Below are 22,439 nucleotides of genomic sequence, written 5' to 3'. Positions count from 1 at the left end.
AAAAGGAGTAGGAAAAGTCCTACGATTGATGCGACTTTTCAACAAACCTCGCTCAACATGCTGTATCGCCGACGCTCAAGGGCGAACGAGAGGGCACTCAGCGCCAAAATTGTGCAGGGATACCACTGCTACGGCAGGCTCGGATGGGACAGGTTTGCCATTACGCTCAAATGTGTAAGTGAAGGTCGCCAGCCCGTCATACGTGGTTGCCTGATCGAATTCGTAAATAGGTTTCAGGCCATCGGCATAAGGAATTCGCCAAATGAAACCGGTCGGCGGGTTATCCTCATCCAACTCGATGGTTTGCTCATACTTGGCATCTGGTATATCAACTCCGCCAGGGGACGTACCTTGTGTCGCCGTCCAGGTCAGTGTCAATTTGCTACCTTCTGCCAACCACTCGCTCAGGTCAGGGATCTGGATACGGATATCTGGGGTAGTATCCTTTGGGTCCGCCGGGTCAAACAACGAAGTGCAACCCACCCACAGCCGCCCTCCGATGGTGAACCCGCCCTGGATCTGCGCCGCTTCAGGGTGTAGAACAATAGCCTCGACCACAATGGGTTGAGGTTTGGAAACAGCCTTGTTCGGTACGTCTTTACGGCTAACCACGTAGTGAGCAAAGCGGTTACCGTTGTCGTGTCGAAGAATGTATGCCCAGGGAATGGTCCGTTCAATTTCAACGCCGATGTCGGCCGCCTTGAGTCGGTAATCCGCCTCTGCGACATGCTCATCGGTGTAGTAGATCTCGACCAGATCATCTTCCTTGAATGCAGCGTCGATCGTTACTTTCAACACCGCGTCGGCCAGCTCGTCGTTCTCGGTCAGGCGGTTTTTCTGGTTGTCGTTACCACCATAAACATCCGGCAGGGCCATTACCGGGTTCACAGGCCCCGGCCATTCCGGGTCAGGGTCTGGCACGACCGGGCCAATGCGCTCCAGGTTGACGTCGAATGTGTCTTTTTCACCGCCCAACGGGTGGTCGCCACGCCGCACTTCATACGATACTTCGACCGGTTTGACCCCGGTAGAAGTTTTTCCGTAAATAGCCAGGATTACGCTGGCAGGAATGGCCAGCTTGACCGGGAACGTGCCAACCGTCCCTTCTTCGAAAGCATGTGTGCCCCAATGAATGGTAATCAGATCAGTCGCTTTGAAATGCTGGTAGGCGTCAATCTGCACTTCAATACCGTTGAACACGGCATCCTGATCCACCACACCGCCGTTCATGCCTAAAACCAGGGGTTTCTTGAAATCCTTCGCCTCAGGCAAATCCCCAAGTGCCACCACAATCCGCGTAGGCACCGACGGCGAACTCTTATTACCGGCCTTGTCCTGAAGGATGTAGGCAATATGAATACCGCCATCACCTTCACGCTCAATGACAGCCTTGGGCACCCCGATGGTCATGGGCAGCACAGTGACGGGCTGGGTGCCATCAGGCACAAAGTCGGCCGGATCAGCGGGCACTTCCTTGCGCCAGATCCAGCCCACTGCATCCTTGGCAGCCCAATCGGGATAGTCCGGCAAGGTCAGTTCGACCGTATCAAGGTTGGCATCCAGCACAGGGGCAATAGCCGGGAATGCCGTCGGCAGTTGATTGGGGTAAGGACGGACACGGTCGAAGATCAGGGTCAACGGAGGGAAATCTACAGGCAGAGGGCTGTTGTAAGGGATAACCCTGATAAAAAAGGCATGCTTGCCTTCACCCCATTTTTTTACCTTCTCTTTTTCCAGTGTTACCTGGAAGGGAAAATCACTGTCTCGATGATATTGACCGCTATGCAGTTCCTCTTCGACTCCACCGTCTGGCAGATGATACAGCCACATCTGGTCAAACTCCCCTTCACTGGGGTCACCTGCGGCATTCCAGTTCTGGACGGTCAACTCAATCGAAATTGAATCGTCGGTCAATACCTCACTGCACATCGTATTGTCGGTGGCGTCTGCCAACAGGTCCGGGTCTATTTCAGGCGCGACAGGCGCAAGAACAACATTATCGTCTTTCATTATCGCCTCAACGTTTTAGGGGCTATGGGACACAGGTACAGGGTTATTGAAATCCTCGCCCCCCTCCCGCACAACTGGCAGTTTTGTCAGTTGCCAACACGGCCTTTGTACAATCCGTATATTGCCTGAAACAATAAAAAGCCCGCGCTAGCGCGGGCTTTCAGCGGGTAACGCTACTACAAGCTCTGGGTTAACTTTGCCCACTCAAACGATCCAAGCCATCAAAATAATATTGTGAGGTTACCCCTGCCTTGACCACAGACCTCAGGCGGCCAGTGGGGTCATACTGCATCTGCATGCCCTCACCATCATCGTCGAGGTTGCCGTCGTCGTCGTAATGCAACCGCGCCTCGGCTGTATAACCTGGATAGCTGTTGGTTATCCTGCTGAGCTGCGCGGGGTCTCGATACTCGAAGAAGTACTCGGCCACATTCTCACCCGGTTGCTGTGTGACCTTATCCGTCAGTTCGGTGATGACCAAAATAATATTGTCCAACGGATCAAACTCAAATGCCTGGGTGCGAATTTCGTGCCCTTGCGGGTCGACCGGTGACAAGGTACCACTGCACTTGTAGTCATACAGGCGACCGCGACTGTCGTAAGCATAAACTTCGTTCCGGAGCCAGCCATTATGTTCCTTCAGCACCCCCTCCGCCCCCGAATTGAAGGGTTCATGTTGTGCATAGATGCGCTTTAAACGCTCATTGACGTCTGCCGATACGGCAGGCTGATACAGCTTGCCCCGCACACGATCAGCGTACAGGTCGGCCTGACGCAGGTCGTCTTCCTCCGGTTCCCCTGGCCACAGCGTTTTCACCGCGATGCGGTCACACTCATCATAACCCTGGATCAACGTCTGAACTTCACCCTTCATATCGAAACGGCGCAGCCTCTCACGGTCAAATTCGTCATACTCCAACGCGGTGATCAGGTAGTTCTCACCATCACGCGTTTCAATTTTCGAGGTTCTACCCAACTTGTCGTACTCAAACAGTGCTACCGTCGAACCCAGGCTGGTCATCTGCAAGCGCCCGGCAGCGTCATACTGATAATCCTGCCTCTGGTCCAATACATCTTTGTAGCTCAACATTCGTTCGCGATAGCTGAACTCATAAAACATTTTGAATCGCTGTTCATCCTCCGTACCCTCATGCTCGATACGTTCCTCCCACTTCATCTGCCCGGTACTGAAATACTCTCGCTCCAAGACTTGGCCATCTTCTACACAGCGCGTCATCCGGGCGTTTTCCGGGTCGTAGACATAATCGGCGGTGAACGGGCCGGATACCCGCTCCAACGGTTCTTCACCCAACACAGGGTTATACTTGTAACTGACCCATTGCTTGGCGGGCGTGAACACCTTCTCTGGCCGGTTCTGCCCAGGCTTGTAGTACAGGGTGCGCTTGCGCCCACCGGTGTCAGACAAGTAGAGCCGCTTGAGACCATCGAATGTTTGCGTGCCCAGTTCCGTGCCATTGACATCGATGTATTCAGGAAGGTCGCCACTGTCGAAGGCCGCATAACGTCGGTTTACCTGCGAACCGTCAGGGAGCGTCTGTTTCAGCAAGCGGCCAAAGGCGTCGTAGGTGTTGTACGTGGTGGCCTTGTCGGCAGCCACTTCCCGTACCACACGGCCCAGGCCATCGTGATGATAGGTATGCTCGCTGTACGCAACGGTATCTTGCGCGGTCTTGAAGCGCCTGACCCGGGTGGCCTCTTCGAAACGGTTGAGCCAGGTTTCGGTCACACCACTTTCAACAGAGCCATCGGCAGACACGCGCCAGCTTCGCTTGATAGGCATGCAGGCCGATGCTTCGTTGCCGACCGGGTCTGTTACCTCGTAATGGTAAATTTCGTCTGGCCCCTTTTGCCATGTCTGCTGGCCCCAGTCGTCGTAGCCATATGAGGTCTGCAGCACAAGGTCCACTGCACGGTGAATACCTTGGCCATCAACCGCATCCGCCATCCAGTCGTATTCGGTTTCTTCGACAAGCTGGCCATAAGCGTTGTAAGTAGCGGAGTAGCTCTTGCGATATTGCTGGCGTCGCCACACTTGAGCGCTGTCGGCATCCATGCGCTGCTCTTCGTACACGCGGCCCAGCCCATCGAGCATCGAGCGGGTGGTGACACCTTTGACATCGGTCGCGGTCTGCACAGCCGGCTCATCACGCACGGCCAGCCGGTAGCTGTAAGTGCGGGATGCCTTGTAAAGGGGATCGTTTGGCGCAACCGTTTCCTTGATCACACGGGCCAGGCGATCATAGGCATAAGCAATTTCCACATCGTTGTCATCCCGGTTGAGCAAGGGCTCCCCGATCAAAGCCGAGTGCTTCAGGGTGAACGTTTTCTGCACATCGCGTTCAGTTCCATCTTCGAGCTTATGTTTATGGTCGAAGCCCTGCACTACATGAGTGGTCACCAGGGCCCGATGACGCTCCACCACCTCCGTGGTGTAGCTGTACCAGGTGGCCGTATTCTTGCCGCCCATGGTGAAGGTGGTCTTGGCCGGCCGGCCATAACTCAGCAAGTCATCCATGGACTCATGGTACTGGGTAATGGTTTGGCTTAGCGGCAACCTGGCCTCACCCTCCAAAGCTACAAGATGCTCTTCAGTCGGCACGAGCCACGGCTTGACGATATATTCAGGTGTGTCAGGAGGCAGGGAAATCGGGTCAAGCGCCTTGTACAGATAGTCGGTATGGACGGTTGCAGCTGCGCCTTCGCCTTTTCTGGCCGGCTTGATGGTTTGGCTTTTACGCCAGCGTACAAAGCCCTGAGGGTCTTCCGGGCACTTGCCGGGTTCACCCTTGGCCGGGTAATACGTGTACACCGTCTCCACACCGGTGGCAGCCAATTCGCTGATCAAATTGCCAAACTCGTCGTACAGGGTGGTGTGTTCGCTCTTGCCAGACACCACACTGCCATCGAGTTGCCAGCGCCGGGTCGACACCCATGGCAGCTGGAAGTTCGCAGGCTGCTTGTCGAACGGGTCTGTCACTTCACCTGGGTAACTGGTAACCGTGGTAATCTCGCACCTGCCCTGAACCTGTTTTTCCTCGATACTGCGGTGGAAGCGGTCGTAAGTTCGCAAAACGCTGCGGTCTCGCTGCCCAGGGCAGCGTTCCTTGGTTTTACTCCAATAGGTATACTTAGGGTCGGTCACGTCGTAGAGGTTATCCCGGCCATTGTTGTTCCAGGTGATCGTGCTGCCATTGCCCACGAAGTTGGTCGAGGAATAGTCGTACTCGATCACCGTCTCGCTGTCGGCCTGGCCTGGCTTGGCAAAGATACGGTGGCGCTTGACCCGCGGCAGATACTGATCAACTTTTGGCAATTTGTGGCCAGGGTCGCCGTCTACACCATATTCAATATGCTCCAATGCGCCCGTCGGTGTACGTACACGGCTGACACAGATTTGCCCGTGCACCGGCTGATAATGGAATTCCCAATACGCCAGTTCATCGGTGGGCAGCAGTACACGTCTAAGCTCCCGTCCATTGAATTCAAGCATGTAACTGGCTTGTGCCGCAGGGTCGTCCGGGTGCAAGGTGATGATCATGTTGGCCGCGTACTCGATCAACAGCAGGCGACGCCGCTTCTGCATATCCACGCCGGATTCATACACTTCACTCAGGCAGGGGGTACCGGGTAAGTGCGGGCTATCCTGGTACTCAAATTCCAGCCACCGCCTGGAATCGGCATACAGCTTTACCGGCAGCGCCAGTTTCTGCGTACCAATTTTGCTGCGCTGCAGCACTTCAGTCAGTTGTGCGTCCTTGTGTTCGACCCGATACAGCCCTTCGCCATCCTTGTGGAAGTGGAACGTATCCAGTCTTTTCTCGAGGATATCGCCCACACTCTTTACCGTGAAACGTTCACCGGTATATAACGAAAGCGCACCGAGACCGTCAGGGTAAGCGTCCTCGATAAAACTGCTCAGGTTGATATCCCAACCGGCACCATAACCAAAGTCGCCCGCGCCCATCGAGCTGTAGGTGAGCCTCAACGGGAAATTCGCCCCCCCCAGATAATCACCGCGCAACACCGGCAACTCGATACTCAGGCCATACTGGCCGGTACGCGGATCGACACGATTACTGATGAAACTCAAGAAATTGAACGCACCGGAGTGCAATGCTGTTTTGCCAGACATGAAATGCCACCTGAAATAAAGTTAAAATTAGCGGACGTCAAGCGTCAGATTGGAGCGACCCGCTCCGCCCTCCGCGTCCGGCTTGAAAGAAACCTTCAGCTTATGCCAATTACCGTCTGTATCCATCACACTAAACAGCAAAGGCTCTTCCAGTATGGCTCGAAATTTTTGCTCTTCAGTGTGCTCACTGTCGTAATAAATCGGCAGGTTCGAAACTCGATGCAATGCAAAACACACTTCGCCCCGCTCAGGCTGTTTAGAAGTCACCAACTCGGTATCCAGATAGCTGTCACTGTCAGTCACTATTTTCACTAACGCTTGCAGCAAGCCATCATAGACCAGGAACTTCGCCGGATCTTCCGGATTGCCCGGGCTCTGTTCCGGCCCTTCGTATGGCTTGAAGGCAAAACTGGTAAAGCTGCAGTACTTTTCCTTGCGCTGGTTGGACTCCCAACGGATCATTGATACCGCGCTGCCTTCATCAAACCTCAGACGCAAGAACTTCCGTACCTTGAAGTCCTCACCTTTTGCTGACACCAACTTCCAGTAATCAGTGGTGTCATCTGCCCGGTCGAAATCGCCATCAGGAACACCTTCCCAACCTTTGACACCGACACGCCCAAACGTATAGGCATCGCCGTCAAATAATGTCGAGCGCTCAGACACCACCGATACAGTGTTGACACCGTCAGTATATTTGGTAGACGGATAAGGAACGTTGTCATCTCCTGTGAACGCGGCTGCAACAGTCAATTTTCCCCGGGTGGTGCTGTGCAGGTAGAAACGCTTGGTTCGGGTGCTATTGTTAGCGGCTGTTTCTTCCTGCCTCAATAAAGAACGCGGCCCAACAATGTTGGGCTCCTTGCCGACCCCCCAAGTTCCTTTTGTATAGTCTGTGACCGGCTCCAACCCCGCTAGATCGTCAATCAGGAACTCGAGTGGCTTGTTATTTTCTTCGTTGAACAGCCACAGGCTTGCCAGTTCTTTATCGCTGATCGGCGGCGCCTCGCCCGTGCCGTGCATCTTTGTCTCAATGGTTACCAGTACTACTATCTGCTGCATACCGTTGTCTGAACAAATGTTGGAACTGAGCAATTCGACATGGAACCTAAGAATATCATCCCAGGTATTGATCGCCGACTTCATCTGCACTACGGGCGGGTGCTCGATGATTGCGTAACCGCTGTTGAAGTCATTGATATCGGCCATGACAACCGTAACTGGCAATTTGGGTGCCTGGGGTGGCGTGTAAACGCCGCTCTGGTCTACTTTGCCCTCGCCAAACCAGTGCCAGGTCACACCCGCTGGGGTACCCTTGACGGTGAAAGGCTTTAATGTGTTCGGTTTGTAGTCCGCTACATGGAAGGGCTCGACCGACAACACTTGGGGCCAGGTCACGATAACCACGGTCGCCTCGGCAAACGCCTGGGTGCTTTCGTCCGTGGCGCGGATAACCTGGAACAGGATTTCCGGCTTGCCAGCTTCGATCTTTGCCGGGGTAAAGCTGGCCCGGCCATTGCCCAGGTCTTTCAATTCGCCCAGGTCCGACGCGTAAACACCTGCCAGGTCGTGCTTGCCGGGATTGACAGGCCGCTCAGGCCCCTGTGAAGCGCGCAGCGCTGCCGGTGTTTCAACCTTCTTCCAGGTTATTTTACCGCCACCCACGCTTGCCGCAGACAGCTGGATAGGTACCCCGTTGGCACCGGTGGCCATCACCCGGGGCGAGATCTGCACCGGGCTCACCTGCTCGACCACCAGCGCACCGCGTGACTGCTTGTCACCCGTACCATCGGTAAGCTCCGCAGTAACCAGCGAGACCTGGCTGTCGGCGACGAACCCGCCCGCGTTGCCTGACGTGAAGCTGCCCGCATCGGTGATGGTGCCACTGGCCGCCACCCGCCTCAGGTTGCTGGTCGACCAGCTATCGACAGCCACTTCACCTTGGGACGCGCCACCCTTGAGCTTGAACGACACGCGCCCGTCTGCCACGGTACTGGCTACATCCGGCTCTACCCGGAAGGTACCTTCAGAAGGCGAAATCTGGCCAAAGCCGACCACATCGGCCGGTACGAATTTGTCACTGGCATTGTGCGTATAGCGATGCGCGTTAGGCATGCTCACAGGCCTGAGTACCCGGGCCAATGGCTCGGCGGGTTTGTCCTGGTTGACCGGGTCCAGCAACAGCGTGCATGAATACTCGGCACCTGCAGCCGCCGTACCGGGAAGCAGATAAGGGAAATCGTCGCCCACCTGCGGCAACGTGCCCTGGAGCAGATGCGAGCGCAACTGCATCATCAAGACCACGGCGCCATCACCTTCGCTGGGGGCCTTGTCTTTGAAAGCCTTGTCGGTCCTGGCCCCCCACGGCGCCATCTGGGTCAACGCCTTGACGCTTCTGGGCGACAGCGAAGCGTAGTCTTCGCGATCGAACTCGGCCAAGGTGTAGGTCTGGCGGCTGCCGGGCTGCGCCAGCCAATGGCTGAACACCTCCTTGCCAATTTGTTTCGAGGCATAGGGTGTGGTGCCCAGATTGCTTTCCAGCGTATTGGTATGAGCATCGGAAAGCTCCAGCATCAGCCGGGTGTAACGCGCACCCTCACTCTGCTGCAACTTCAGCTCCACCTGCGCGCTGACCCCATAGCCCATGGCCTCATTCACACTCATGGACCGTAACAGGATGGGCGGGCTGCTCGGCAAATGGGCATGCTGGACATAATCAGCCGAGAGGAAAGACATACGCATGGTGGTGTTCGACGAAAGCAAGGTTGCATTTTCGAACGAGAGTTGTGGCGGGCCGAACATCACGTTGCGCAGCTCACCACGCAATTCACCGCCTTCATCCAGGTCGAACTGTTTGTTCATGGGTGCGATGAACGACTGCTCGGCAAGGCGTTGCAGCCACTGGTCACGCAACAGCCGGTTGATCTGATCGCGTCCCAGTACGGCGATAGCCGACCAGCCCCGCATTACCGTGCCGCCCGACAGGCGCTGGACGATTTGTTCTTTGGTAAGGTCTAACATGTTCAATACCTCGAAGTACTGGGCGTGTGCGGCCCTGTAAACAAACGTGAATAACGTTTAGTGACTGGCCATGTTTCCCCTGCTGCGTCAGCACCCATAGCCGATGGCATGCAGGTATGTTTCATCCTCATGCCTTCACCGTCAGACCTTGCCACGGGAACTCCCAGGGGGTGACGCCATCAAACTTGACACTGGCCCACACTTTGAATTTTTCATTCGGTTCCAGCTTTTTCAGCAGGTCATAACTCAGCATATCGACGACACCCTCCGTGACTTCCGCCTCTTTAACCGGCACGTCCTTTCGCACAAATTCGTCGGCTGGCTCAAGGCCTATCCCTGAAACGTGGATACTCAATAGTTGATCTTTTTTAATGAACGCCCACGGTTTCAAATTCAGCCTCGCCCCCTCAGGTTTCAGTTGCAGATTCCCCTGCAAATCCGCATCAGGGGAATCAATAATCGGGAAATTAGACTTCTCCAATGGCAGCACCAGCAGTTTTACCGGCTTGCTATCCCAATGCTGCGGCGTTTCACGGTCCACGATCCGATAAAACACGTCGAAACGTTTCGACGCCTCATTGCCCATATTGGCCCCGACGAATTCAGGCGGAACGTTAAATACCCGCGGGCCCTCCGCAGTTGGGTGGTAGATCACTGTACGGCCACCGTTCGGTTCACCTTGCCAGTGCACTTCAAAGTCTTCATTCGGGAGTAAATCGGCCTCTGCGGGAATGATGATATCGGCGCCATTTCTCCGGATGTCGAAGGCATAGATGTCATACTCGTTGCCCTCCAGCTGCTTGCTACCCCTCACTGTTGGCATGGGAGGCACGACACGGGGCGCCCTCACCACCAGTGACTGCACCTGTGAGGTCAACGAGGCACCTTCCCGGCCGTACTGGTAATACACCTGCACCGCGCCGATACTGGCAGACAACACAGCCTGTTCAATACGCAGGGTAAACTGTCCGGCCACAAGGCTACTTTCATCCAGGCGGGTAACTTGCACATGCGCCTCACCTGATGGCATAACCCAGGCCAGCAGCAGGTAATCACCCACCGCAGCGTTCGGATAACCCTTGATATGCACCTGCACACCGTCGGGGTAGCTGCCAGGGTCGATGGGGTCACTGCCATCGCCCACTTGCGGTGCAGGCAGTAGCGTGACCGGGGTCCGTCGGGCCGCTGATCACGAACTTTTGCACGCGTGATGGCGCAAGTTCGCCGCCGTCCTTGAGTGTGATGGTGTAGCTGATTTCAATCCGCCCACCGACGTCGACGGTGTTCAGGTCCGCCTTCGGAATCAGCCATTCCAGTGGCTCACCGTCGAACTTCTGATCACGAGGCAATTGCTTTTCAAGTTTTGACAACTCAGAACCAGTGCTCCTGAACCGTCGAACTGTCAGTTTAGCCTCAGCAACTTGCTGAATGGCCTGGCAAGCTGGCGTCACCACGTTGGCGTACTGCTGCAATTCATCCTTGTCAATGTTCAGGTCGTGAGATTGCAGTATCTGCACCACCGGCAATCTACTAGGCGCGCGCAAGCCAACATAGCAAAACTGCCGCAAGGACTCTTCCGCTGTAACAGAATTTACTTGATAAGACAAAAAAGCATAACCGTCCTTAGCATCAACTACGACATCATTATTTATGGTTACGACGACGTTATTTGGGTCGCTAACCAAGGTGAGCTCCCCTATGCAGTCAAAGGGTTCCCCCGCCGAATTCAACCCTCGCCAATTGGAATAAACCTTATCACCAGGCTGCAGCCCTGCGCCTTGGATTGTGGCCTTGAGGTCACCGTTGCCCAATGCCGCCAAGTCCACTTCCAGGTTCTGCGTCAAGCCTTCAATAACCGGCTTCGGGTTTCTTGAACTTGCGCCTCCCGTCCGCATGGCGACTGCGCGGCTCTGCGCATTTATATTCATTACGCTTACTCCTTATCAGGCTTGCCAGGGCCCAGTTTTACCCCTCTCGCTGCCACTCCACTACTGGCAAAAATACTAGGTACCGACCAGCGCCCCACCTGTTATTTCTGATAGGTGTCAGCCGGCAGCCATGTGTTTTAGCCTGAGCGTAACCAGCCCGACCTTGCGAAGGTTCGCGGGCTGCTCAGTAAACTTTCACACCTGAAGGAACTTGATCATGATCAATGTGACAAGGCGTAGCCCGCCTCGACCGGCTTCAGCGCAACTCCTTATTCCCGCCTTAACGCTTGTGCTGACGGGCTTGTTTAGTCCGTACGCCAGCGCAGGCACACTGACCCTGATTTCAGCGCCCATCGGCGATTACGGGCAGAGAGAATGCACCCTGAGTATCCCCGCTGCCGGGGCCGGCAAAACCGTGATGCTATCCCTGAGCGATAAAGGCGGTGCCGGTGTCGGTAACTGCTATGACATGCAACCCAGTGAAATAATCATGGAAGATATCCCCTCCGCTGCTGAGATTCTGCTGACGGATGACTGGTGGTGCAACACCACCATGGACAGCAATTCCTACAAGTACGATGACCCTGAAGACAACAAAAACTTCTACATAAAACTGGTAACCACACGCAATCCGTCAAAACTTCCAGAAATAGGCATAGATCGCTTGCTTAGATTTGATAAAGGCCAGACCATCTATTACGAGAACGGAGAAGGCAACAAACCGATCGGCTTCAAAATGGCCGACAAAGCATATAATGACTCAGATCGCGTCACGCGCAGGCTAAGCTGCGTAAAAGTAACCATTTCCGAGGGCGAGCACATACCTGAACTAAAAACCGTAGAACTTGGAGAAACCACCACGATCAATAGACCTAGCGAAGAAAAGAGCGATGTACTTTGTCCTCCAGGCAGCGCGATAACAGGCCGCCAGCATAAAGGCGATGAAAAAGAACCTACCGACACCCACTGCACCGTAATCAAAGGCAATGGCACTGATAATATCCTGATGCGACAAAGCTTCAAAAGCTCAAGCTTTCCCGAGTGTGGCAGGCGCAAACCTGACGAGGTGGACAAAGAGCCTCACGACAAAGACTGCCACGAAGCGGTCACCTACCACAAAGAAAAGGTCGACCCCATCTATTTCACTTGCCCAACAGACAGTATCCTGATCGGCCGAGATCACCAAGGCGATGAAAATGGCCTGACCAACTATACCTGCGCCGAGTTCTACATTAACGAAATAGATGAAGACAAAGTGAACAGGCTCATTGTAGAACCTGGCCCATGGGAAGTGTCGGTAAAAGAAAGTGACTCCAACTTCAAATGCGCTAGCGACGAAGTCATGATTGGCCGCGCGCACAAGTCCGATGAACACGGCGACACCGTATACCGTTGCGCCAAGTTGTACTACCCCACCCACACCAAAGCGCAGGTGACGCCATGAGCAGCAGCGCCGTATATTCCAACGCCGACAACTTCGCAGTCGAGAACCGTGTCGACCCACGTACCGGGCAATATGGGTTGAGCATACCGATCCCTGAGCTGGTCGCTGACAGCGGTGCCGGGCCGAATTTTTCGCTGAGCCTGGCCTACAACTCCATGGGCGGGGGCGATGTCGGCTACGGCGAAGGCTGGGACCTGAACCTGTCCCGTTTTGTCGAGCATGCCTACCCTGAAGGCGGCAGCGCCTTGTCGCTGTTTACCGGTGAACAGTTCACCGTCGATGGCATCGAAGGCATCAGCGAGAAAAAACTCGATACCTTCCATTTTCACAAGGATGGCGATGGCCGCTTCCGCGTAGTGCACCGCAGCGGTGTGGTCGAAATACTCGAAACCATGGGCGCCGGCACACAACGCGCGGCGTTGCCGACGCGCATCTACGCACCCACCGGGCAATGGATCGAGTTGAAGTATGCCAGCAACCCAAATATCCCGGGCTGGTTCTGCCTGACGGAAGTGCGCAATGGCCATGCCGAAGGTGAAGGCAAAGGGCACCGGCTGTTGGAGGTTAAATATGGCGGAGCTATCGAGTTCATCCGCTACCCGGACGCCGACGACGTACGCGCGAGCCATGTGTTGCAATTCATCGGGCGGGAATTGCGGTACGCCGTGATGCCCGACCAGACCCAGTGGGCATTCGAGTACCGCACCGTGCACAGGCAAACCTGTGTGACCAAGGTAATCTCACCCAGCGGGGCAGTGGAGAATATCGAGTATGGCGTGGACGGCGACCCCGGCCACGCGTTGCCGAACGTTACCAGGAAGCTGCCACGGGTCAAGCGCCACCGTGTCGACCCCGGGCATGGCCAACCGGAAATGTGCACCGACTATGACTACTCCGCTGAAAACTACATGGGCAATGGCAGCGGCATTACCTGGCGCAACAACGGCCAAGACAATTTGTACGAAGTGGTGAAACCGGAGTACAGCTACTGGAGCATGACCACCCAGCGCTGCGAGGGCCAGGCTGACCGCACCGTCAAAACCCACTACGACCGCTTCCACCGCACCACCTCGGAAGTTCGCAAGCAGGGCAAGGAAATTACCCGCACCACCATCGCCTATCATGGGAAGCTTACTGACCCCTTCAGCAAGCAGCCGCCGACTTTCCAGATGGCCAGAACGGTGACCACCGCCTGGGAGATGGAAGATGATGCCAATAAGAAACGCAGCGAGTTTGTCACCACCGAATACGACGACGACGGCAACCTTACCAAGGAAATCCGCACGGACGGCTCGTACACCGAGCTGAAATATTTCCCCGCCGAGGGCGAACCCGGCAGATGCCCTGCCGAACCCAACGGCTTCAAGAAACATGTTAAAAGCCAGACGGTCCACCCGAGCGACGCTGACAAAGTTGAAAAAGGGGCCATTCCATTGCGCACGGATTTCACCTATGCCGCGCGGGATATTGCATATGGCCGCCCAGACGTGCCGGAACGGGGCAAGATTGCCGCTACCTGGGTAGCCATGGTCACGGAGCATGTATTTGACGCCAGCGATGCCAAAACACCTCGCGAAATCACCACAGTCGAACGTTGCTATCTCGACACCCCCAGCAACACGCAATTGCACGGGCGTTTGAGCAAACGCGTCACCACCCTGATTGGCGAGCATGACGGCACTGAACTGGGCAAAGTACTGGCCAGCGCGCCCACCACCGTCGAGTGGAAGTACGGTCTGAACACCCACCCGGCATTGGGCGAAGTGTTCCAGACCACCCAGACCACCACCGGCTACGACCAGCACCAGAAGGTATCGAAACAAAGCAAGCATGCATTGACCGGCCAGGTGCTGGAAAACCTGGACATGCACAAGACGGTCACACGCTACAGCTACGACGCCAGCAATCGCCCAATCAGCGAAACCTCCGCCCCGGACGATATGGATCGGAAGGCAAAAATCGAGTACCGCTACAGGGTATCGGCTGACCGAAACTACCAGGAAACCGAGGACAACCTGGGCGTAATCAGCCGAATGCTGTTCGACGGGCTCAACCGCCCCATCAAGGAAGAGCGGGTATGCGAGGCGGTGGGTTCGCAAACCAGGGCAAAGCAGACGTATGAAGTGTGGTCAGCCAAGTACAACGCGTTCGGCCAGCTGGCCGAAGAAACCACCTACGACCACCTGCCCACTGGCGAACGCGCCTTGACCAGCACCCACCGATACGACAACTGGGGCAACCGCTGCGCGACCAAACGCCCGGACCGGGTGATCGAGTTCACCGACCGCTCTCCGTTCGGTACCGACGGCGATATCGTCACCACCTGGGAGCGGTACCCTGACCAACCCCGAATGCGCAAAAACCTGAGCATTACCACCTTCAACCGCTTCGACAAACCCGAGCAAGTGCAACTGCTGGACGAGCAAGGTACCGTAGAGTCCACGCGCGCCTACCGCTATGACGGCTTTGGCCGTAGCGTGGAGGAAACCCATACATTTGCCGTGCCGGCAAGTGGCAAGCGAACTGCGCGCATCAACGAGACCCGCACCACCACCTACCAGTACGATGTGTGGGGGCGCGTGCAGCGCACCGATCGCGCCGATGACTCGGCACTGAGCCGGACGTTTGCCCGCCACAGTACCGATGAACTGGCGACAAGCCTGCTGTTGCACCCTGCGCCAAACGCTAAAGGCATTCCAGTGTGCACGCGCGAGTTCGATGACATCGACCGCCTGGTCAGCATGACCGTTGGCCCGTATCAGGAAACGCGGGAATACCCTGATGAACAGATGCTGCCAGAAAAGCGGGTGATGAAATCTGGCCGCACCATGACCTATAAATACGACCTGGCGGTCGGCACTGCTCCAACGGATATTCTCGTGGGGAAAAACCAGAAGCCGTCGAAATTCAAATACAGCATGGCCTCGGCCGCGATCACCGAAGCGCAGAACGAGCAAGGTACCCACAGCTACGGCTACACCGACCAGGGCTACCTGCTGAGTGAAAGCTGGGCGGGCAAACAACCAGGCGACAACTACACGCGCACTTACCTTACCTCGCTGCAAGGGCTCTTGCTGGAAAGCAGCGACAGCGACAACTGTCGCAAAGTATATGAATACGATGAACTCGAGAGGCTGACCTCCATCAGCCAAGGCACGTTGCACGCGGTACTTACTTACAACAGTGCAGGCCTGTTGCACACCACATTGACCACCAGCAGCGCCAAGCCCGACAGCGTGCAGCAATTGCTGTGCACACACGCCTACGACCATCGCCGCCGGGAAACTTCGCGGGCCCTGAAGCTGACCCGGCTTGACGCCAACGGCAAAGAGCAAGTGCTCGATGAGCGCACAGTCGTACAAAAGTGGCGCGGCGACAACATGCTGGCCAGCCGCGAGCTGATCAAGGCCGGTCAGACCGTGCTGACGGAGACCTTCGATTACGATAACCGTGATCGCCTGTACAACCACAAGTGTGAAGGCAGCCTTTTGCCGACCAATAGCAAGGGCCGCGCGATCACTAACCAGATGTGGGAATTCGACGCATACGACAACATCCTGCTCTGCTTCACCGAATTCGCAGATGGCAAAACCGACGACGCGTTCTACGAATACCACACAGAGTCACCCTTCCAGTTGAAGAGCGTCAGTCACTCGCTGACTGACGATTACGACGCACTGGTAACTTTTAACCTGGACGACTACGACGCCGACGGCAACATGCTCAAGGACGAGCAGGGCAACCGCCTGGAGTACGACGAAGACACCGGCTACCTGGCCAAAGTCACCGCCCAGGATGGCACGGCCCTGGCCAGCTATCGCTACGACGGCCACGGCAAGCTGCTAGCCGTGCGCCATGGCACGGAAGCCGAAGAGCGACGCCATTACGAGGGCTATCGCGTCAGCAGCACCTTGCGCGATGGCCTGCTGACCCAGTACCTGTGCGCTGGCGAGTTGCCGCTGGGCCTGCAACAGTCGGGCACAAGCAACGAAACACGCCTGTACATGGCCAATAACAGCAACAGCGTGCTGGCCGAGTGCGCGAGCGACGATACCGTGCACGAAGCAAACTACAGTGCCTATGGCGAGGCGGTAGATAGCCAGTTGCTCGGCATGCTGGGCTTCAATGCCGAAGCCTGCGAGCGCGTGCTGGGCTGGTACCTGCTGGGGTGTGGCTACCGCGCCTACAACACGCGCCTCATGCGCTTCCAGAGCCCGGACAACGTAGACCCTGAAGTGGGCGGTATCAACCCGTACGTGTACTGCATGGACAACCCGGTGATGTTCCAGGACCCCACCGGGCATTACAGCCGCGGCTGGGGCTCGAACGAGGACCCGAAAAAAACGAAGGAAAAGCGCGGGGCTGAGTTCTGGTTGAACATTGGCATTATGGTGATGAACGTGGCATTGACCGTCGGCTTTGCCGTTGCCACAGCGGGTGCCGCCACCCCTCTGACCATGGCCATAATAGCTGTGGGTGTAACCGCAACAGTTGCAGCGGCGGCTACGCAGGTTGCTGCGGAGTTTACGAAAGACCCGAAGAAGAAAAAGAAACTTGTCATTGGCTCCTTGTCACTGTCGATCATCGGTTTGGCGTTTTTGTCAGCAGGGATGGCCAAAGGTGGGATCGATAAGGCCAAGGCTGCCAAGAAAGCCAGGCTTGCCGAGGCGAACGGGGCCGGGGCCGGGAATGGCGGTGGCGATGGCGATGGTGGGACATTACGGCGCCAAAGTTCGGCACCCGAGGCAGCAAGCACGCAGTCTGCCGGTGTCCAAACGGATAATGTGGATATCGGTGATATCAATAACTCTGAATCACGCCGAGCATCCAATAGCTTGTCCGAACCATACAGTGCCCCAATAACACCTCTCGATTCACCAAGCAACTCACGGCGCAACTCTCTTCAAGCACCTGAAAATGTCCAAAGCGTGAGTACCGATGCAACGCCGCTGCCTCCTGGCTATGAAATGTTTGATATGGGGGGGCTTGTTGAGATCCGTTCAAAAAACGGCCTACACAAGGCGGCATTTTCTCAAAGAGAAATTGCTGCTGGCCTCATGGATAGCTGGTTAGCCAGACCTGCTACCTAATTTTCTTAACAACGCCGATGATGTGGACTGCGCCTGTCTGCATCATCGGCTTCGCTATTGCTCGGTTTCCGGAGCTTACCCAATCGCCGACTTATCCCCCCGCCCCCCAGACTAACCCTACAGCCCTACCCCACACTGCTCCTTATCCTCCCTCCCCACCAAGCGACCGCCTCGCCCAAGCCAACTACGCCTCGCTTGCCACCGTCGGCACCACCTGACCGCCGCGCTCCAACGTCCAACCCAGGCATCCGTCATGCTCAAGCCCCACATACGCCGGCAGGCGCTGTCACGCCTGCGCTTTTTCCACCTCCCCGCGCTTGGCGCCAGCCTTTTGAACCTGCCAGCCCTGGCCGCCCCGCCCGACCTGCAGTTCGAGCCCGGCTTCATCCGCCAAAGCCCAGGGCAACCGGCCGATGCTGGCGCCCTCGCCTTGCGGGCCCTGGCCGAGCAGCGGCCGCTCGCCGCCGGCCGCTATGCACTGGAGCTGTACGTCAACCTCAGCCCGCAGGGCAAACACGAAATCAACCTCGACGAGAGCGGCGATGGCCAGACCCTGGAGCCTTGCCTGAGCGCCGGGCTGCTGGGCGAACTCGGCGTGCGGGAGCAAAACCTGACCGCCAGGCAAGCCGGCACCGCTGGCGGCTGCATCGACCTGGCCACGCAACTGCCCGGCGCCAGTGCCGACCTCGATACCGGCAAACTGCGCCTGCACCTGTCGATCCCGCAGTCGTACCTGCGCCGCGACAGCAGCGGCACCGTCGCCGAAAGCCTCTGGGACGACGGCATCAACGCCGCCTTCGTCAACTACCAGGCCTCCACCCAGCACAGCAACCGGCGCGGCAGCGGCAGCCGCAACAGCCAGGACCTGTACCTGAACAGCGGCGTCAACCTGTACGGCTGGCGCCTGCGCAGCCAGCAGGCGCTGCGCGAAAACCAGCAAGGCGATATGCGCTGGACGCGCAGCAATACCTACGCCCAGCGCGACCTGCCAGCGCGCTGGGGCACCCTCACCCTCGGCGAAACCTTCACCCAGGGCGAAATCTTCCGCAGCTTGCCATTCAAGGGGGTGAAGCTGGCCTCCGACAGCGAAATGCTGCCCGACGCCATGCAAAATTACGCCCCGGTGTTGCGCGGCGTGGCGCAAACCTACGCCAAACTGGAGGTGCTGCAGAACGGTTACCCACTGTACTCCACCTTCGTCGCACCCGGCCCCTACGAAATCGACGACCTGGCGGTAGGTGCCAGCAGCGGCGAGCTGGAAGTAGTGCTGACCGAAGCCGATGGCCAGGTGCGCCGCTTCATCCAGCCCTACTCTACCCTCAGCAACCTGATGCGCGCCGGCGTGTGGCGCTACGACCTGGCCGTGGGCCGCTACCACGGCGCCTACCAGGCCGACGCGCCGGCATTGTGGCAAGCCACCTTGGCCCGCGGCATCGGCTGGGACAGCACGCTGTACGCCGGTGTGCTAGGCGGTGACTACTACCGCGCCACCACTCTCGGCCTGGGGCGGGACTTTGGCGCGCTCGGCGCACTGTCGCTGGACATTACCCAGGCCACCAGCGACCTTGGCCCGGCCTTGGGCGAAGTGCAGGGCAACAGCTTCTCGGCCCGCTACGGCAAGGCCTTCGACAACGGCACCAGCCTGCGCTTTGCCGGCTATCGCTACTCCACCGTCGGTTACCGCGACTACGACGAAGCCGTGCAGCAGCGCAATGCTTCCGACCTGTACCTGGGCAACCGCCGCAGCCGCCTGGAAGCCTCGGTGTACCATCACCTGGGCAGCGCTGGCGCGCTCAGCCTGACCTTGTCGCAGGACGACTACTGGCACAGCAGCCTGCAACGGCGCCAGTACCAGTTGCAATACAACACGCAACTGCCGCACAACATCAGCCTCAACCTGTTTGCCTCGCAATCGCTCAGTTCGTCACGCGACAACGACCGCATCATCGGCCTGGGCATTACCTTGCCGCTGGACTTCGCCCACGCCTCCAGCGCCACCTTCGACCTGCAGCACAGCGCCGGCAAACACAGCGAACGCGCCAGCCTCAGCGGCCACTTCGACGAGCGTCGCCTGAATTACCGAGCCACGCTGGCCAACGACAGCCAGCGCAGCGGCAGCCTGTCGCTGGCCTACCAGGGCAACCAGGCCAACTACGGCATGGGCTACAGCGAAGCCGCCGACTACCGCAACCTGTCGCTGAGCGCCAGCGGTGCCTTGTTGGCACACCGCGGCGGCATGCTGCTGGCACCGTTCATGGGCGAAACCAACGCCGTGGTGCACGTGCCGGGCATCGCCGGGGTTGGCGTTGGCCAGGCACAACAGGGCAAAACCAACCACGCAGGCTATGCACTGGCACCGTACATGCGGCCCTATCGCGCCAACCAGCTGGTGCTGCAACTGGACCAGCTCGACCCGGAAATCGAAATCGACAACGGCGCCACCCAGGTGGTGCCACGCCGCGGTGCGGTGGTGCTGGCCGAATTCCCGGCGCGCCGGGTCAACCGCCTGGTGCTGACCCTGTTGCAAGCCGACGGCCACCCCTTGCCGTTTGGCGCGCAGGTCAGCGATGCCCAGGGCCAGGTACTGGCGGTTGTCGGCCAAGGGGGCCAGGCACTGGTGGCCACCGACCTTGAGCAGCAGCAACTGCAGGCCAGGTGGACCTCAGGCAGCGAGCAGCTGTGCCGCTTCATGATCACCCCCACCACCTTGCCACTTGAACAAGGCTACCGCCTGCAGACCTTGCACTGCCAAGCCACACCCGACTGGAAAAGCCAATGAACGCCTTCCCTCGCTGCCCCCTGTTGCCAACCTTGTTGCTGGCCAGCCTGCCACTCATTCACCTGCCGGCCGCCTACGCCGCGTCAGGCTGTAAAATCATCAATGGCCCTGGCCCCGCTACATTCACGGCAAATTTCAATGACGTGTGGGTCCCCAGGGATCTGCCGGTCGGCGAACCGATTAGCCACCTGCGGGTTCCCGTCGTGGACGACCCGGGCAATCGGGTCGTCGAGTGCCACAACAGCGCCGACCGCCTGCTGGAAGCCCACGCCGACTACACCGCCCCGTTCGCCCACGACGTGCCAGTGCGGCTCGGCAACGGGCGATTTGCCAACCGGGTCATCAGAACCCGCATACCGGGGGTTGGCGCCGTGGTCGAACTGGACCACCCGTTCAATGGCGGAGCGCCCAACACCTTCACGCCGAGCACGGTCAGCACCTTGCTACCTTACAGCGGCACCAACATGACCAGCATGGGCACACCGATCAAGATCGGCCCGATCAGCATGAGCGTCACACTGGTAAAGATTGGGTCAATCGCAGCCGGGCCGATCACGCTCGATGAAGAGGTGGCTCGCGGCAGCACCTCGGATGTAGCGGATGCCTTTCGCCTGCGCATCAGCGGCAACCTCAACCAGGCGCAGTGCATGCTGAAAAACGGTGCCGTCAGTCCCGCCCCTGTGGACTTGGGCAGCCACACCGTGGCGGATTTTCCAGGTAAAGGCACTACCTTGCCCAACCCCGGGGTACCATTCCACATTACCTTGAGCGAATGTCAAGACGATCCGATGTCGAGCACAGCCACCGCCTATATCTACCTGACAGGCACCGACGGTTCGGTCGCGCTCGACCCGAAACAGGGCCTGTTCAGCCTGGGCAATGGCTCGACAGCCAAAGGCATCGGCATCCAGATCACCGATGAATTGGGCAATCCTGTGCCGTTGGCGGAGCACGTTTCGACCAACAAGAAACTTGAGCTACCGAACACCCGCCTGTCGTATCGTGCGCATTTCTATCAAACGGACGACCGGGTCGGCCCTGGCGTGGCCAAAGGCGCACTCGACTTCACCATCAGTTATCGCTGAACGGCCTGCCCTGGCAGCGCGAATGCCGTATTCGTGCAGCCAGGAGCAGTAAACCAGGCACGCAAAAACGCAAAAAGGAACCCGAAGGTTCCTTTTTGCGTTACATGTTTGGAGCGGGAAACGAGACTCGAACTCGCGACCCCGACCTTGGCAAGGTCGTGCTCTACCAACTGAGCTATTCCCGCAATTTGAAGCTTTACCGCTAATCGGCGTGAAGCGCCTTGACGACCTTCACCACCACTGCACCGTGCGAACGCCACAGTATTTAAACTGGAGCGGGAAACGAGACTCGAACTCGCGACCCCGACCTTGGCAAGGTCGTGCTCTACCAACTGAGCTATTCCCGCAAATGGCGTCCCCTAGGGGACTCGAACCCCTGTTACCGCCGTGAAAGGGCGGTGTCCTAGGCCACTAGACGAAGGGGACACACAACACTTTTCAGTGCACCAGAACAGAACCTCACGATTCAGCCTGGATTTTCTTTTCCTGCCCCGCCGTTAAGCAGTGCCGGAGAAACTGGAGCGGGAAACGAGACTCGAACTCGCGACCCCGACCTTGGCAAGGTCGTGCTCTACCAACTGAGCTATTCCCGCAATGTGGCGTCCCCTAGGGGACTCGAACCCCTGTTACCGCCGTGAAAGGGCGGTGTCCTAGGCCACTAGACGAAGGGGACACGCTGCTGGCATTACTGCCTGCTTTCACTCCCTGCCGCGTTTCGCTGTGCGCTTTACGCTGCAAGTGGCGCGCATTCTATGGAGGGTTCGTACAGGCGTCAACCCCTTTGTAGAAATTTATTTAAATCAATGACTTCCGGCTGGGTTGGGGTGCAGATGCTGGCGGGGTTGTCGATATAGAGAGAGGGGAGCCTGAGGGCGATGCAGTACCGGTAGGAGCAGCCTTGTGCTACGAAAGGGCCAGCACAGGCATAT

At 57.5% G+C, this 22,439-nt stretch carries 9 protein-coding genes and 5 tRNA genes; 4 read left to right on the top strand and 10 right to left on the bottom strand.

Features of this window, described 5'->3' with window-relative positions:
• Positions 1-75: 75 nt before the first annotated feature.
• From QIY50_18000 to QIY50_17980, 5 genes are all read right to left on the bottom strand, one after another.
• On the bottom strand, positions 76-2,010 hold the full coding sequence (locus QIY50_18000) for a hypothetical protein (GenBank protein ID WGV19280.1): 1,935 nt from the start codon (positions 2,008-2,010) through the stop codon (positions 76-78).
• Between the two features lie 190 nt (positions 2,011-2,200).
• Positions 2,201-6,163, bottom strand: coding sequence for an RHS repeat protein (locus tag QIY50_17995; protein ID WGV19279.1), 3,963 nt, complete (start codon positions 6,161-6,163; stop codon positions 2,201-2,203).
• A gap of 27 nt (positions 6,164-6,190) precedes the next feature.
• Entirely contained in the window at positions 6,191-9,184 is a 2,994-nt protein-coding gene (locus QIY50_17990) for a hypothetical protein (protein ID WGV19278.1), read from the bottom strand.
• Between the two features lie 127 nt (positions 9,185-9,311).
• On the bottom strand, positions 9,312-10,328 hold the full coding sequence (locus QIY50_17985; protein WGV19277.1) for a hypothetical protein: 1,017 nt from the start codon (positions 10,326-10,328) through the stop codon (positions 9,312-9,314).
• On the bottom strand, positions 10,312-11,112 hold the full coding sequence (locus QIY50_17980; GenBank protein WGV19276.1) for a hypothetical protein: 801 nt from the start codon (positions 11,110-11,112) through the stop codon (positions 10,312-10,314). The genes QIY50_17985 and QIY50_17980 overlap by 17 nt, the downstream gene beginning before the upstream one ends.
• Positions 11,113-11,329: 217 nt before the next feature.
• Here QIY50_17980 and QIY50_17975 point away from each other — a divergent pair, with 217 nt between their 5' ends.
• The 4 genes from QIY50_17975 (at position 11,330) to QIY50_17960 (ending at position 21,510) form a co-directional block, all read left to right on the top strand.
• The gene (locus tag QIY50_17975) at positions 11,330-12,556 is read left to right on the top strand and encodes a hypothetical protein (GenBank protein ID WGV19275.1); all 1,227 of its coding nucleotides are present in this window, start codon (positions 11,330-11,332) and stop codon (positions 12,554-12,556) included.
• A gap of 155 nt (positions 12,557-12,711) precedes the next feature.
• On the top strand, positions 12,712-17,646 hold the full coding sequence (locus QIY50_17970) for an RHS repeat-associated core domain-containing protein (GenBank protein ID WGV19274.1): 4,935 nt from the start codon (positions 12,712-12,714) through the stop codon (positions 17,644-17,646).
• A gap of 253 nt (positions 17,647-17,899) precedes the next feature.
• Complete coding sequence (locus QIY50_17965; protein ID WGV19273.1) at positions 17,900-20,425, top strand: fimbria/pilus outer membrane usher protein; 2,526 nt, start codon at positions 17,900-17,902, stop codon at positions 20,423-20,425.
• Complete coding sequence (locus tag QIY50_17960; protein ID WGV19272.1) at positions 20,422-21,510, top strand: fimbrial protein; 1,089 nt, start codon at positions 20,422-20,424, stop codon at positions 21,508-21,510. The genes QIY50_17965 and QIY50_17960 overlap by 4 nt, the downstream gene beginning before the upstream one ends.
• Positions 21,511-21,619: 109 nt before the next feature.
• Here the strand turns inward: QIY50_17960 and QIY50_17955 are convergent.
• From QIY50_17955 to QIY50_17935, 5 genes are all read right to left on the bottom strand, one after another.
• Positions 21,620-21,695 (bottom strand) — tRNA-Gly (locus tag QIY50_17955).
• Positions 21,696-21,781: 86 nt separating this feature from the next.
• Positions 21,782-21,857 (bottom strand) — tRNA-Gly (locus tag QIY50_17950).
• 3 nt (positions 21,858-21,860) lie between these two features.
• Positions 21,861-21,936, bottom strand: a tRNA-Glu gene (locus tag QIY50_17945).
• Between the two features lie 91 nt (positions 21,937-22,027).
• Positions 22,028-22,103: transfer RNA gene (locus tag QIY50_17940), tRNA-Gly, on the bottom strand.
• 4 nt (positions 22,104-22,107) lie between these two features.
• Positions 22,108-22,183: transfer RNA gene (locus QIY50_17935), tRNA-Glu, on the bottom strand.
• Between the last annotated feature and the right edge of the window lie 256 nt (positions 22,184-22,439).

This window comes from Pseudomonas putida, from assembly GCA_029953615.1.
In the GTDB taxonomy this organism is placed as follows: domain Bacteria; phylum Pseudomonadota; class Gammaproteobacteria; order Pseudomonadales; family Pseudomonadaceae; genus Aquipseudomonas.
Note: the sequence above shows the minus strand (reverse complement) of the source record. Positions and strands in the feature narration are given on the sequence as shown.

Excerpts from the sequence above, each read along its gene's own strand:
- QIY50_17995 (WGV19279.1), bottom strand. The coding sequence starts at position 6,163 with ATGTCTGGCAAAACAGCATTGCACTCCGGTGCGTTCAATTTCTTGAGT.
- QIY50_18000 (WGV19280.1), bottom strand. The coding sequence starts at position 2,010 with ATGAAAGACGATAATGTTGTTCTTGCGCCTGTCGCGCCTGAAATAGAC.
- QIY50_17970 (WGV19274.1), top strand. The coding sequence starts at position 12,712 with ATGGGCGGGGGCGATGTCGGCTACGGCGAAGGCTGGGACCTGAACCTG.
- QIY50_17960 (WGV19272.1), top strand. The coding sequence starts at position 20,422 with ATGAACGCCTTCCCTCGCTGCCCCCTGTTGCCAACCTTGTTGCTGGCC.
- QIY50_17990 (WGV19278.1), bottom strand. The coding sequence starts at position 9,184 with ATGTTAGACCTTACCAAAGAACAAATCGTCCAGCGCCTGTCGGGCGGC.
- QIY50_17965 (WGV19273.1), top strand. The coding sequence starts at position 17,900 with ATGCTCAAGCCCCACATACGCCGGCAGGCGCTGTCACGCCTGCGCTTT.
- QIY50_17975 (WGV19275.1), top strand. The coding sequence starts at position 11,330 with ATGATCAATGTGACAAGGCGTAGCCCGCCTCGACCGGCTTCAGCGCAA.
- QIY50_17980 (WGV19276.1), bottom strand. The coding sequence starts at position 11,112 with ATGAATATAAATGCGCAGAGCCGCGCAGTCGCCATGCGGACGGGAGGC.